At 72.8% G+C, this 12,519-nt stretch carries 14 protein-coding genes; 6 read left to right on the top strand and 8 right to left on the bottom strand.

Features of this window, described 5'->3' with window-relative positions; all coding sequences use genetic code 11:
* Window positions 1–263: 263 nt before the first annotated feature.
* From def to ACY1JF_RS06905, 6 genes are all read right to left on the bottom strand, one after another.
* Window positions 264–914, bottom strand: a complete 651-nt coding sequence (gene def / locus ACY1JF_RS06880; protein ID WP_462704087.1) for a peptide deformylase — start codon at window positions 912–914, stop codon at window positions 264–266.
* Between the two features lie 140 nt (window positions 915–1,054).
* The gene (locus ACY1JF_RS06885; RefSeq protein ID WP_462704088.1) at window positions 1,055–2,035 is read right to left on the bottom strand and encodes a tetratricopeptide repeat protein; all 981 of its coding nucleotides are present in this window, start codon (window positions 2,033–2,035) and stop codon (window positions 1,055–1,057) included.
* A 209-nt stretch (window positions 2,036–2,244) separates the two neighbouring features.
* Window positions 2,245–2,556, bottom strand: a complete 312-nt coding sequence (gene rsrA, locus ACY1JF_RS06890; protein WP_462704089.1) for a mycothiol system anti-sigma-R factor — start codon at window positions 2,554–2,556, stop codon at window positions 2,245–2,247.
* A complete protein-coding gene (gene sigR, locus ACY1JF_RS06895; protein ID WP_462704278.1) occupies window positions 2,553–3,239 on the bottom strand; it encodes an RNA polymerase sigma factor SigR in 687 nt (228 codons plus the stop codon). The genes rsrA and sigR overlap by 4 nt, the downstream gene beginning before the upstream one ends.
* Before the next feature lie 307 nt (window positions 3,240–3,546).
* Window positions 3,547–4,185 carry an alpha/beta hydrolase family protein gene (locus tag ACY1JF_RS06900; protein ID WP_462704090.1) on the bottom strand — a complete coding sequence of 213 codons (639 nt, stop codon included), beginning with the start codon at window positions 4,183–4,185 and terminating at the stop codon, window positions 3,547–3,549.
* A 29-nt stretch (window positions 4,186–4,214) separates the two neighbouring features.
* Window positions 4,215–5,033 carry an SOS response-associated peptidase gene (locus ACY1JF_RS06905; protein ID WP_462704091.1) on the bottom strand — a complete coding sequence of 273 codons (819 nt, stop codon included), beginning with the start codon at window positions 5,031–5,033 and terminating at the stop codon, window positions 4,215–4,217.
* Window positions 5,034–5,081: 48 nt separating this feature from the next.
* On the opposite strand from ACY1JF_RS06905, the gene ACY1JF_RS06910 reads away from it, so the two are divergent.
* The 4 genes from ACY1JF_RS06910 (at window position 5,082) to ACY1JF_RS06925 (ending at window position 8,781) form a co-directional block, all read left to right on the top strand.
* On the top strand, window positions 5,082–5,840 hold the full coding sequence (locus tag ACY1JF_RS06910) for a M50 family metallopeptidase (RefSeq protein ID WP_462704092.1): 759 nt from the start codon (window positions 5,082–5,084) through the stop codon (window positions 5,838–5,840).
* Between the two features lie 135 nt (window positions 5,841–5,975).
* Window positions 5,976–7,292 (top strand): 3-phosphoshikimate 1-carboxyvinyltransferase, encoded by a 1,317-nt coding sequence (gene aroA, locus ACY1JF_RS06915; RefSeq protein ID WP_462704093.1) that lies wholly within the window; start codon window positions 5,976–5,978, stop codon window positions 7,290–7,292.
* Between the two features lie 17 nt (window positions 7,293–7,309).
* Entirely contained in the window at window positions 7,310–8,320 is a 1,011-nt protein-coding gene (rsgA, locus tag ACY1JF_RS06920; RefSeq protein WP_462704094.1) for a ribosome small subunit-dependent GTPase A, read from the top strand.
* 137 nt (window positions 8,321–8,457) lie between these two features.
* Complete coding sequence (locus tag ACY1JF_RS06925; protein WP_215168212.1) at window positions 8,458–8,781, top strand: DMT family transporter; 324 nt, start codon at window positions 8,458–8,460, stop codon at window positions 8,779–8,781.
* Between the two features lie 13 nt (window positions 8,782–8,794).
* On the opposite strand, the gene ACY1JF_RS06930 is transcribed toward ACY1JF_RS06925, so the two are convergent.
* Window positions 8,795–9,403, bottom strand: a complete 609-nt coding sequence (locus ACY1JF_RS06930) for a TetR/AcrR family transcriptional regulator (RefSeq protein ID WP_462704095.1) — start codon at window positions 9,401–9,403, stop codon at window positions 8,795–8,797.
* Window positions 9,404–9,558: 155 nt separating this feature from the next.
* On the opposite strand from ACY1JF_RS06930, the gene hisN reads away from it, so the two are divergent.
* Together hisN and ACY1JF_RS06940 are read left to right on the top strand one after the other, a co-directional pair.
* Window positions 9,559–10,359, top strand: a complete 801-nt coding sequence (gene hisN, locus ACY1JF_RS06935; protein WP_462704096.1) for a histidinol-phosphatase — start codon at window positions 9,559–9,561, stop codon at window positions 10,357–10,359.
* A 115-nt stretch (window positions 10,360–10,474) separates the two neighbouring features.
* Window positions 10,475–10,861, top strand: a complete 387-nt coding sequence (locus ACY1JF_RS06940) for a CBS domain-containing protein (RefSeq protein ID WP_462704097.1) — start codon at window positions 10,475–10,477, stop codon at window positions 10,859–10,861.
* Window positions 10,862–11,060: 199 nt separating this feature from the next.
* Here the strand turns inward: ACY1JF_RS06940 and ACY1JF_RS06945 are convergent, their stop codons facing one another.
* Window positions 11,061–12,512, bottom strand: a complete 1,452-nt coding sequence (locus ACY1JF_RS06945; protein ID WP_462704098.1) for a catalase — start codon at window positions 12,510–12,512, stop codon at window positions 11,061–11,063.
* Between the last annotated feature and the right edge of the window lie 7 nt (window positions 12,513–12,519).

Raw genomic sequence — 12,519 nt, forward strand, 5'->3', positions numbered from 1 at the left:
ACCCGCCGTGTACCGGGCGCACACCCTTGCGTATCACCGCACCACCATTCAGCCCCAGAACTGACCGCACAGGGAACGAATCTGCCTCATTCACCGCCCGAAAGGCCGGGATTGTTCTGTTGTGTGGCGGATTTCGGGGAGAACACGCGCGAACGGCGCCTGTTCCGGTGGGTGTTCCCGGACAGACGCCGTTCGAGAGGTGCGCGGGACTCCCGAGGACCGCGAGGGCCGGACGGGAGGGCCGGGACGGACGGTGGTCCGGCTCAGTCGTTCGCGACCACGGGGTAGCGCGGCTCGTTCTCGGCCATCTGCCGCAGCGCGTCCTTGCGCTCCCGCTTGGACAGCCGGTCGATGTACAGGTACCCGTAGAGGTGGTCGGTCTCGTGCTGCAGGCACCGTGCGAAGTAGCCGGTGCCGCGCACCTTGACCGGGTTGCCCTTCTCGTCCTGCCCGGTCACCTCGGCGTAGTCGGGGCGGGCCAGCGGCGCGTAGGCGGTCGGCACCGACAGGCAGCCCTCGTTGCTGTCGTCCAGGCGGCGCCGCTCGGCGGGCAGCTCGACCAGCTCGGGGTTGCAGACGACGCCGACGTGCCGGACGCCCTCGTCGTCGGGGCAGTCGTAGACGAAGACCTTCAGGTCGACACCGATCTGGTTGGCGGCGAGGCCGACGCCCTCGGCGGTGCGCTGGCTGGCGAACATGTCCGCGACCAGCTGCTGGAGCTCCTCGCCGAAGTCGGTGACGTCCCGGCACTCCTTGTGCAGCACCGGGTTGCCGACCACCGTGATCGGCCGCGAGGTCCCGCGCTCCCGCCAGGCAGCCTCGCGCTCCTCGCAGTCCTCCGTGTCGACGACGTACCCCTCGTCATCCACGGGGAGCACGCCCACGTGCTGCTGATCGGTGTCCTGCTGCGCCATGACGGACGTACGCCTTCCTCAGTGAAACCCGGGTGTGCTGCTCGGTACAGGGTAAAGGGAAACGCGCCCCGGCAGGGGGCGGGACCGCGTCCGTGCGCGGCTCCGCCGCGTGGGCGCGGACGACCACGGCGGACCCGCGGCTAACAGACTTCCTCGAGATCCCGCCAGTCCCGGGAGTCCGGGCTGTCCGCGACCCACCCGTCCAGCAGCCCCCGCACGAGAGAGGCCGGCGCGGCCACCCCGCACTCCCGCTCCGGCACCCACAGCTGCCCGTCCGTCCGGTGCCCGAGCGGCCCCGGGTGCCCCGGCTCACTGTGGTCGTGCGGGTCGAGGTGCTCCCCGTCGCCCTCGTCGGACGGCATCCGGGACTCCGAGCACGTCCGGCACAGCAGCCGCACCGACGACGACCAGTCCTCGGCCGCGAAGCCCGCGTCGGCGGCGAGCTGCTCCAGCGCGTCCCGGTCGGACTCGGTCGCCGCCTCCAGGAGCACCACCCAGGTCGGCACGGGCGAGGGCGCCCACAGCTCGATCTCGTCGAAGACGGGGTAGGCGTCCCCGGCGGCGGTGGTCCGCTCCCCGTGCGGGACGCCGTCGTGCAGCACGACCTCGCCCCAGCGCCGCCCGGACGACGGCAGCGGGATCGACAGCACCTCGACGCGCGCGGGGTCCAGCCGCCGCCCCCACACCACCTCGGCCTCGCCCTCGGGAGAGAGCCGTACGGCCGCGCTGCCCAGCTCCATGCCGAGCGGTTCCCCGGCGTCGGTCGCGGCGCCGGGGAGCCGCAGGCCGTACGCCTGCCAGGCCCGGCGGGCCAGCGGCCAGTCCTGCAGGGCGGTCGCGGCGATGCCGACGTTCCACCAGTCGGGAGCCCCGGTGTCCCGGTCCAGGAGGGCGACGGCCCGCAGGCCCGCCGTGCGGGCCTGCTCCCAGTCGTGCCGGAACTTGTGCAGCAGGGCGAGGTTGAACCACGACTCCGACAGCCACGGCTCCAGGTCGGCGGCCCGCGTCAGCAGCGCCCCGGCGTCCTCGTACCTGCCGTCACCGATCAGGGTGAACGCGCGGTCGGTGGCCTGCCGCCAGGAGGCGGAGGGCCGGTGCCGTACCTTGCCGAAGATCCTCACGATTCCCGCCTGCCAGTTCCGTTCTGTGGGCTGGCTGTGCCTTTCCGCCCCCCGGACACCCTCTCCCGCGCATCAAACCACGTACGGCTGGAGAGGCGCTCATTACCCATGGGTTACCCCGTCGCGCGGGAGGTAAGACCGCGGCGGGACACCGCGAGTGACCTCGCTGTGTCCCGCCGGCCGGCACGATCGGGTGAACCGCGCGTCGGTCAGGTTTCCTGCTGCCGGGCCGGCGCGGCAGCCACGTCGTGCTCGGGGACGGACTCCCCGGACCGGATCAGCTCGATCCGGCCCATGACCTTGGAGCGCAGGTCACCGGGGACGTCGTCCCGTCCGCAGCACCGCTTGACCAGCTTCTTCACGGCCTGCTCCAGGCCGTACTTCTCCAGGCACGGCGAGCATTCCTCGAAGTGCGTCTCGAACTTGGTGCACTCCGTGTCCGGCATCTCCTTGTCGAGGAACTCGTAGAGATGATCGAGGATTTCGCTGCAATCCGTCTCGTGCGGCTCTCCGCAGCTCATGACCCCGAGCCTTTCGCTTCGTTCGACTCTCCGGCGCCGGCCGGGACCAGTCCGCGGTCGCGGGCGTAGTCCTCCAGCATGCCGCGCAACTGGCGGCGCCCCCGGTGCAGCCGCGACATCACGGTCCCGATGGGTGTCCCCATGATGTCCGCGATCTCCTTGTAGGCAAAGCCCTCCACATCCGCCAGGTACACGGCGATGCGGAATTCCTCCGGGATCGCCTGGAGCGCCGACTTCACGTCCGAGTCGGGCAGGTGGTCGAGCGCCTGCGACTCGGCGGAGCGCAGACCGGTCGACATGTGCGACTCGGCGCGGGCGAGCTGCCAGTCCTCGATCTCCTCGGCCGCGCTGCGCTGGGGCTCGCGCTGCTTCTTGCGGTACGAGTTGATGAAGGTGTTGGTGAGGATCCGGTAGAGCCATGCCTTGAGGTTGGTGCCCTCGCGGAACTGGTGGAAGGACGCGTACGCCTTGGCGTACGTCTCCTGCACCAGGTCCTCCGCGTCGGCCGGGTTGCGCGTCATGCGCAGCGCGGCCGAGTACATCTGGTCGAGGAACTCGAGCGCGTCCCGCTCGAAGCGCGCGCTGCGCTCGGCGGTCGTCTCCGGGCTCGCGCCGCCCCGGCCCTCGGGCTGCTCCGCCTGGCCGTTGTCGGTCCCTGCGTCGGTACCGGTGACCGGACCCACCTCCTCCAATGCCGTCACGGAACCGAGTCCGGTCCCGCTCGAATCGGAGGATAGACGACTTCCCGGCCCGCCCGCCGCCCGGACGGGGGCGGTCTTCGCCGCGTGCAGTACCGACCACTCCAGGTCAGGGCGGCTGCCACGGGCGGCGACCGGTTCTGCCGGGCGCAGCCCGTCCACGGGGTGACGGGAGGCGGGCGGGCAGAAGGTGGAACCCATGCGGCGGACTTCCTCTCCTACGACTGCGGTGCTGGGGCGCCAGCACGTACGCCCCTGACAACAGCCGCCGGCCGCCGGTCATTCCCCGGGCTCACTCCAGTGATCCGGTCCACTCCACGACCGCGTCCGTGATCACCGCGAGTGCCTCCTCCTGGGTGAGCGGGGCCCGCCCGGGGACGGCGAAGCCGTGATCGCCGTGGGGGACCTCGGTCAGTCGGTACGGGCCGTCCGGGAACTCCGCCGGCCTGCCGAACGGGTCGTTGCCGCCCTGTACGACGAGGGTGGGCAGGCCGGTGCCGAGCAGTTCGCCGGCGCGGGACTTCTCCGGCTTGCCCGGCGGGTGCAGCGGGAAGCCGAGCGCGAGGACCGCGCGGGCGCCGAGTCCGGCGGCGGTGCGGCAGGCCACGCGGGCGCCCGCGCTGCGGCCCCCGGCGATCACCGGCCGTCCGGGGGCGGTGAGCGCGGGCCACAGGCCCCGCCAGCCGGTGTCCAGGGTCCTCGGCGCGGGCGCCAGCTTTCTGCCGGCCACCCGCCAGGGCTGCTCGACGAGGGCGACGCTCACGCCGTGCGCGGGGAGGGCGGCGGCCAGGGCCACCAGGTCACGGGCCTCGACGCCGCCGCCGGCGCCGTGGCCCAGGGCGAGGACCAGCCGGGCCCTTTGCGCGTGGTGCCAGGTGACGCGGGCCGTCCCCGCGTCCGTCTCGACGGTCTCCTGCGTTGCGTGGTTCACACCAGCAGAGTGTGCCCTCCTCGTCCACGTCAGAAGAGGGTGCCCTCCTGCGGTCCCTCCAGCTCGTTCAGCAGCTCCGGTCCGTTGTTGCGGACGTTGCTGACGGCGGTGGTGACCGGGTAGGCGCGCATCAGGCCCTCGGGCGGCGGGGCGAGCAGCGCGCGCAGGTCGTCCGGGTCGGTGCGGGCCGGGTCGAGCCAGGCGTCCCAGCGGTCCGGGGTGAGCATCAGCGGCATCCGGGGGTGGATCTCGGCGAGCGTGCGCGGGCCCTCGGCGGGCGCGACGGCCAGCGGGGCCGTCTCGGCCTCCGTGGTGATCACCGAGCAGGTCGCCCACCAGGCCGACGGGTGGTCGTCCGGCAGCGTCCGGTCCCGCCAGAACTCGTACAGCCCGGCCATCGCGAAGACCGACCCGTCGGCCGGGGTCACGAAGTAGGGCTGCTTGCGGGACCGCTTCTTCCTGCCCTCGACCTCCAGGTCCCGCTCCTGCCTGCCGGTGACCCACTCGTAGTAGCCGTCGGCGGGCAGGACGCAGCGGCGGGTGGCGAAGGCGCGGCGGAAGGACGGCTTCTCGTGCACGGTCTCCGCGCGGGCGTTGATCAACCGGGCGGCGCCCTCGGGCGTCTTGGACCAGGAGGGGACCAGCCCCCACCGCAGCTTCCGCAGCTGGCGAACCGGCCGGGGGTCGGCGGCGTCCTTGAGGGGGCGGTCGAGGACGGCGTAGACCTCTTTTGTAGGGGCCACGTTGTAATCGGGCCCCAGATTCGTCTCCTCGGGCTCCCACCTCTCGATCTCAAAGACTCCCGCGAGATCCTCGGGTCCACGACTCGCCGCATACCGTCCGCACATACGTGCAACACTGCCAGATCCACCGGACCGGAGGGGCCCTCACCGCACATGGACAGCACCACAGCCACCTCGCTCTGGGACGAGCTCACCGGCACCCAGCCCGACCCCGACCTGTGGGTGGTGATCGCCACCCTGGCCGCCGCGCTGGTGGTCGTCGTGCCGCACCGGCCGTGGCGGATAGCGCGCAACGCCATCACCATCGCGCACGAGGGCGGGCACGGGCTGGTGGCGCTGCTCACCGGCCGGCAGCTCACCGGCATCCGCCTGCACTCGGACACCAGCGGCCTCACCCTCAGCCGCGGCAAGCCGACCGGCCTCGGCATGATCCTGACCGCCGTGTCCGGCTACACCGCTCCCCCGCTGCTGGGCCTGGGCGGCGCCGCGCTGCTGGGCGCGGGGCGGATCACGCTGCTGCTGTGGCTGGCGACCGCGCTGCTGCTGGCCCTGCTGGTGATGATCCGCAACGCCTACGGGGTGCTGACCGTGGTCGTCACCGGCGGCCTCTTCGTCGTGGTGTCGTGGCTGGCCGGTCCGCAGGTACAGGCGGCGTTCGCGTACGCGGTGGTGTGGTTCCTGCTGCTCGGCGGGGTGCGCCCGGTGTTCGAACTCCAGGCGAAGCGGTCCCGGCGGAGGGGGCGCGAAGCGCCGTTCGGGGGTGGTGGCGGGCACCGGGCGGGCGCCGGGGACTCGGACGCGGACCAGCTGGCCCGGCTCACGCACGCCCCGGCCGGGGTGTGGTTCTTCCTGTTCCACATGGTGTCGCTGTGCTCGCTGCTGGGCGGGGGCCGCTGGTTGCTGGAGCTGTGAGACGGCACCGGACGTGCCACCGGCACGTGGGACCGGCCGCATATATGCATGGCACGTACCATGACGGTGTTTCGGTCTGGTTTCACCGCTTTTGATCAAGATCTCCGGCCGCTCTCAGCCACTAAAGTGGGCCCCATGACGCTGAACCCCGCGCACACCGCCCTCTGGCCCGCCCCGCACGCGAGCGGAGCCGTCGACGCGACCGTCCACGTGCCCGGGTCCAAATCGGTCACCAACCGCGCCCTGGTGCTGGCCGCCCTCGCCTCCGAGCCCGGCTGGCTGCGCCGCCCGCTGCGCTCCCGCGACACCCTGCTGATGGCGGGCGCGCTGCGCGAGCTGGGCGTGGGCATCGAGGAGGGCGTCGGACCGGACGGGACCGGGGAGTTCTGGCGGGTCATCCCGGCGGGCCTGCGCGGCCCGGCCACCGTCGACGTCGGCAACGCCGGCACCGTGATGCGCTTCCTGCCCCCCGTCGCCACCCTCGCCGACGGCCCGGTCCGCTTCGACGGCGACCCCCGCTCCTACGAGCGTCCGCTGCACGGCGTGATCGACGCGCTGCGCGCCCTGGGCGCCCGCATCGACGACGACGGCCGCGGCGCGCTGCCGCTGACCGTGCACGGCAGCGGCGCCCTGGAGGGCGGCCCGGTGGCGATCGACGCCTCCTCGTCGTCGCAGTTCGTCAGCGCGCTGCTGCTCTCCGGCCCCCGGTTCAACCAGGGCGTCGAGGTCCGCCACACGGGCTCCGCGCTGCCCTCGATGCCGCACATCCGGATGACCGTGGACATGCTGCGCTCGGTCGGCGCCCAGGTCGACACCCCCGAGTCGGGCGGCGAGCCGAACGTCTGGCGGGTGACGCCGGGCGCGCTGCTCGGCCGGGACCTGACCGTCGAGCCGGACCTGTCCAACGCCCAGCCGTTCCTCGCGGCGGCGCTGGTGACCGGCGGCAAGGTCACGATCCCGGACTGGCCGGCCCGTACCACCCAGCCCGGCGACCGGCTGCGCGAGATCTTCACCGAGATGGGCGGTTCCTGCGAACTGACCGACTACGGCCTGGTCTTCACCGGATCGGGCGCCGTGCACGGCATCGACGTGGACCTCTCCGAGGTCGGCGAGCTGACCCCGGGCGTCGCGGCCGTCGCCGCCCTCGCCGACTCCCCCTCGACCCTGCGCGGCGTCGCCCACCTGCGCCTGCACGAGACGGACCGGCTGGCCGCGCTCACCAAGGAGATCAACGAACTGGGCGGCGACGTCACCGAGACCGCCGACGGCCTGCACATCCGCCCCCGCCCGCTGCACGGCGGGACCTTCCACACCTACGAGGACCACCGCATGGCCACCGCCGGCGCGATCATCGGCCTGGTGGTGAAGGACGTGACGATCGAGAACGTGGCGACGACGGCGAAGACCCTGCCGGACTTCCCCGAGCTGTGGACCGGGATGCTCGGGGCGTAAGGGACGCGGGGAACACCATGCGCCGTTACGGCAAGCACACCGACGAGGACGACATCCGCACCCGGCCGGGCCGCCGCAACACCCGGCCCAGGACCAACATCCGCCCCAAGCACGAGGACGCCGCCGAGGGCATGGTCCTCACCGTCGACCGGGGGCGGCTGACCTGCCTCGTCGAGGGCCGTACGGTCATGGCGATGAAGGCCCGCGAACTGGGCCGCAAGGCGGCGGTGGTCGGCGACCGGGTGGCCCTGGTCGGCGACCTGTCCGGCGCCAAGGACACCCTCGCGCGGATCGTCCGCATCGAGGAGCGCACCTCGGTGCTGCGCCGCACCGCGGACGACGACGACCCCTTCGAGCGGGTCGTCGTCGCCAACGCCGACCAGCTCGCCATCGTCACCGCCCTCGCCGACCCCGAGCCGCGCCCCCGTCTCATCGACCGCTGCCTGGTGGCGGCGTTCGACGGCGGCCTCACCCCGCTGCTCGTCCTGACCAAGTCGGACCTGGCCCCGCCGGACGACCTGCTGGAGCTGTACGGCGCCCTGGACATCCCCTACGTCGTCACCAGCCGTGCGGAACTGGCGGCCGGCGACGCCGCCGACCGCGTCCGCGACCATCTCACCGGCAAGGTCACCGCGTTCGTCGGCCACTCCGGCGTCGGCAAGACCACCCTGGTCAACGCGCTGGTCCCGGACGACCGGCGGCGCTCCACGGGCCATGTGAACGCGGTGACGGGACGCGGCCGGCACACCACCACCTCGGCGCTGGCGCTGCCGCTCGCGGCCCCCGACAGCTGGGTCGTCGACACCCCGGGCGTACGGTCGTTCGGGCTCAACCACGTCGACCCCTCCCGCGTGATCCACGCCTTCCCGGACCTGGAGCCGGGGACGGAGGGCTGCCCGCGCGCGTGCGGTCACGACGAGCCCGACTGCGCGCTGGACGCCTGGGTGGCCGAGGGCCACGCGGACCCGGCGCGGCTGTACTCGCTGCGCCGGCTGCTCGCCACGCGGGAGCGCAGGGAGGGCGACTGACCTTCGCGTTGTTTGCGGGGGCGGGACGCCGGTAAGTGCATAATCGCACCAAGCCGGGCCCAAGCGCGGGCAAAGCGTCCACGGTGTCCGGTCACGGCTGGACCGGCTGGACCGGCTGGACTACGGGAGGACGACACATGGCGTGGCTGCTGGTCATAGTGGCCGGGTTGCTGGAGACCGGGTTCGCCGTGTGTCTGAAGCTGTCGCACGGCTTCACCCGGCTGTGGCCGACCATCGCCTTCGCCGCCTTCGCGCTGGGCAGCTTCGGCCTGCTGACCCTCTCCCTGAAGAAGCTCGACGTCGGCCCCGCCTACGCCGTGTGGACCGGCATCGGCGCGGCGGGCACCGCGATCTACGGCATGGTCTTCCTCGGCGACCTGGTGTCGACCCTGAAGATCGTCTCGATCAGCCTGGTCATCCTCGGCGTCATCGGACTCCAGCTCTCGGGTTCCTCGCACTGATCCCGGCGGGCCGTCACGGCGCCGGCCACCGCGCCAGCGCCGTCCGCACCAGGTCGGCCACACCGCCCTCGGCCGGCGGCGCGGCGACACAGGACAGGGCGAGCCGGACGACGAGTTCGCAGACCCGGGACAGCTCGGCGGCGTCTGCCCGGGCCTTCGGCGCCGCGCTCCCGGCCAGGGTCGCCGCCGCGCGGTCGCGCACCAGCACCACGAGGTCACCGGGTGAGGGCAGCGGCCCGTCCGCCCGGTGCCGGGCCGGGGCCGGGGCGGCGGAGGCCACCGCCGCGGGCGCGGGCAGCCGGGCCTCCCAGCAGCCGGTGAGCAGGGCCCGTACCAGCGCGTTGCGGCGGGCGGCCGACGTGGTCCACTCGGCGGCGGCGGTGAGCCGCGCGTCGGGGCCCCCGGGACCGGCGAGGGCGCGGTCCACCCCGGCCAGGAAGCCGTCCGCCTCCCTGCGCAGCAGCGCCCGCGCGAGCCCCTCCTTGCCGCCGAACTCGTTGTAGAGCGTCTGCCGGGACACGCCGGCCGAGGCGGCCACGTCCACCATGCGCACCGCGGACCAGGGCTGTCGGGCCAGCGCCGCGCAGGCGGCGTCGAGCAGGCGATCGCGCGCCGCGGGCATCGTCGCCTCCCCAGGAGCGAGCGGCTCTGCGGCACAGGTTTGACGCGGTCCGGGGCGCTGTCAAGGGTCCGCGCGCGCCCCCGGGGCGCCACCGGGCGCCCGCGGGCCGGCAGCCCTGTTGGCCCGTCCCGGCCCCCGGCCGATACGGTTGCCGCATGCCCGACTACCTGGACGACCTCCGTCTGGCCCACGTCCTCGCGGACGCCGCCGACGCGACGACCATGGACCGCTTCAAGGCCCTCGACCTCAAGGTCGAGACCAAGCCGGACATGACGCCGGTCAGCGAGGCGGACAAGGCCGCCGAGGAACTGCTGCGCGGCCACCTCCAGCGGGCCCGCCCGCGGGACGCGGTGCTCGGCGAGGAGTACGGCGTGGAGGGCACCGGCCCCCGCCGCTGGGTCATCGACCCGATCGACGGCACCAAGAACTACGTCCGCGGCGTCCCGGTCTGGGCCACGCTGATCGCCCTGATGGAGGCGGGTGAGGGCGGCTACCGGCCCGTCGTGGGCGTGGTCTCCGCACCCGCCCTGGGCCGCCGCTGGTGGGCGGCGAAGGACCACGGCGCCTTCACCGGACGCAGCCTGACCTCGGCCACCCGGCTGCGCGTCTCCGAGGTGGCCGGTCTCTCCGACGCCTCCTTCGCGTACTCCTCGCTCAGCGGCTGGGAGGAGCAGGGCCGTCTCGACGGCTTCCTGGAGCTGACCCGCAAGGTGTGGCGCACGCGCGCGTACGGCGACTTCTGGCCGTACATGATGGTCGCCGAGGGATCGGTGGACTTCTGCGCGGAGCCCGAGCTGTCCCTGTGGGACATGGCCGCCCCCGCGATCGTCGTCACCGAGGCCGGCGGCACCTTCACCGGGCTGGACGGCCGTCCGGGACCGCACAGCGGCAACGCGGCGGCGTCCAACGGGCTGCTCCACGACGAGCTGCTGCGCCACCTGGAGGGGCGGCACTGACCGAGGCGGCCGCGCCCTTGTCCGCCTCCGCTTCGCCTGCCACTCTGAGAGCCCCCACTTGTGAGCTTGTGAATCCATGGGTCACGTCATGGATCACCAGGAGGTGGCTCCCCCCATGCTCGTCCGCGACGTCATGAGCACGGTCGTCCTCACCATCGGCCCCGACCACACGCTGCGCCAGGCCGCCGCCCTGATGGCCGCCCGGCGCGTGGGCGCGGCCGTCGTCCACGACCCCGACGCCGGGGGCATCGGCATCCTCACCGAGCGCGACATCCTGGTCTCCGTCGGCCGGGGCCAGGACCCGGACGCCGAGCGCACCCACGCCCACACCACCGGCGACGTCGTGTTCGCCGCGCCGTCCTGGACGCTGGAGGAGGCGGCGCGGGCGATGACGCGCGGCGGCTTCCGCCACCTCATCGTCCTGGACGGCGGCGAGCCGGCCGGCATCGTCTCGGTCCGCGACATCATCCGCTGCTGGGCTCCGGCCCGCGCGCCCGCCTGATCACCCGCTGCCGGACTCCGGCCCGCGCGCCCGCCTGAACATCCGCTGCCGGACGCCGGCCCCGCCTGCCCACCTGAACATCCACTGCCGGACGCCGGCCCGTCCGCCCGTCCGCCCGTCTGCCCGTCCGAACAGACGAAACGGGCCGGAGCCCCCGCAGGGGTTCCGGCCCGCCGCTACGACAAGCGGTCCAGTGCTGTCAGCCGCGCAGGGCCTGGACCGCGGCCTCCAGCCGCTTGCCGAAGTCCTCGTCCGCCTGACGGAAGTTGTTGATCGCGCGCTCGGCGATGTCGTCGCGCGTGACCCCGGAGATCGCCCCGGCCAGGTTCTTGACCAGGCGCTCCTTCTCGTCCTCCGTCATCAGGCGGTACAGGTTGCCCGCCTGGACGAAGTCGTTGTCCTCGGCGTGCACCGGGGTGACGGTCTCACCGGTGACACCGGTGACCTGGACGCCCTGCCACAGGGCGCGGCCGGTCTGGTGCGGGCCGCCGAAGCTGTTCGGCTCGTAGTTCTTCGCCGCGCCGTGCCGGCCGTCGTACAGGAAGCCGTCCCGGGAGTGGGTGCGCGCCTCGGTGGCGTGCGGGCGGTTCACCGGCAGGTGGTCGGCGTTGATGCCGACGCGGTAGCGGTGGGCGTCGCCGTAGGCGAAGAGGCGGCCCTGGAGCATCTTGTCCGGGGACGGGCCGATGCCGGGCACGAAGTGCGCCGGGGAGAAGATCGACTGCTCGACCTCGGCGAAGATGTTCTGCGGGTTGCGGTTGAGCTCCATCTTGCCGAACCAGACGATCGGGTAGTCCGCGTGCGGCCACACCTTGGTCAGGTCGAACGGGTTGAAGCGGTAGGTCGCCGCCTCGGCCACCGGCATGATCTGCACACCGACGGTCCAGGACGGGAAGTCACCGCGCTCGATGGCCTCGCGCAGGTCGCGCTGGTGCGAGTCGGGGTCCTTGCCCGCCAGGACCTCGGCCTCCTCGGCGGTCAGGTTCTTGATGCCCTGGTCCGTCTTGAAGTGGTACTTGACCCAGAAGGCCTCGCCGGCCTCGTTGTTCCACTGGTAGGTGTGCGAGCCGAAGCCGTCCATGTGGCGGTACGAGGCGGGGATGCCGCGGTCGCCGAACAGCCAGGTCACCTGGTGGGTGCTCTCCGGGCTCAGACCCCAGAAGTCGAAGACGTTGTCCGCCTCCTGCGAGCCGGTGTACGGGTCGCGCTTCTGGGTGTGGATGAAGTCGGGGAACTTGATCGCGTCCCGGATGAAGAAGACCGGGGTGTTGTTGCCGACGAGGTCGTAGTTGCCCTCTTCGGTGTAGAACTTCACCGCGAAGCCGCGCGGGTCGCGCACCGCGTCCGCCGCGCCCAGGTTGCCGGCCACGGTGGAGAAGCGGACGAAGACCTCGGTCTCCTTGCCGACCTCGGAGAGGAAGGCGGCACGGGTGTACTTGGTGACATCGGCGGTCACCTTGAACGTGCCGTAGGCGCCGGCGCCGCGGGCGTGCACGACACGCTCCGGGATGCGCTCGCGGTTGAAGTGGGCCAGCTTCTCCAGGAGGAGCTGGTCCTGGACGAGCACGGGGCCGCCGACGCCCGCGGTCTCGCTGTTCTGGTTGTCGGATACCGGAGCTCCGGCCTCCGTAGTGAGCGGTCCCTGAGTCACGTGGGCC

It is taken from the genome of Streptomyces sp. SYSU D01066-1, from assembly GCF_054956795.1.

What these genes read in the sequence shown, in the direction of transcription:
- def (WP_462704087.1), bottom strand. Translation starts at nt 914, where the DNA reads ATGGCGCAGCAGGACACCGATCAGCAGCACGTGGGCGTGCTCCCCGTG.
- rsrA (WP_462704089.1), bottom strand. Translation starts at nt 2,556, where the DNA reads ATGAGCTGCGGAGAGCCGCACGAGACGGATTGCAGCGAAATCCTCGAT.
- ACY1JF_RS06905 (WP_462704091.1), bottom strand. Translation starts at nt 5,033, where the DNA reads ATGTGCGGACGGTATGCGGCGAGTCGTGGACCCGAGGATCTCGCGGGA.
- ACY1JF_RS06910 (WP_462704092.1), top strand. Translation starts at nt 5,082, where the DNA reads ATGGACAGCACCACAGCCACCTCGCTCTGGGACGAGCTCACCGGCACC.
- aroA (WP_462704093.1), top strand. Translation starts at nt 5,976, where the DNA reads ATGACGCTGAACCCCGCGCACACCGCCCTCTGGCCCGCCCCGCACGCG.
- rsgA (WP_462704094.1), top strand. Translation starts at nt 7,310, where the DNA reads ATGCGCCGTTACGGCAAGCACACCGACGAGGACGACATCCGCACCCGG.
- ACY1JF_RS06925 (WP_215168212.1), top strand. Translation starts at nt 8,458, where the DNA reads ATGGCGTGGCTGCTGGTCATAGTGGCCGGGTTGCTGGAGACCGGGTTC.
- ACY1JF_RS06930 (WP_462704095.1), bottom strand. Translation starts at nt 9,403, where the DNA reads ATGCCCGCGGCGCGCGATCGCCTGCTCGACGCCGCCTGCGCGGCGCTG.
- hisN (WP_462704096.1), top strand. Translation starts at nt 9,559, where the DNA reads ATGCCCGACTACCTGGACGACCTCCGTCTGGCCCACGTCCTCGCGGAC.
- ACY1JF_RS06940 (WP_462704097.1), top strand. Translation starts at nt 10,475, where the DNA reads ATGCTCGTCCGCGACGTCATGAGCACGGTCGTCCTCACCATCGGCCCC.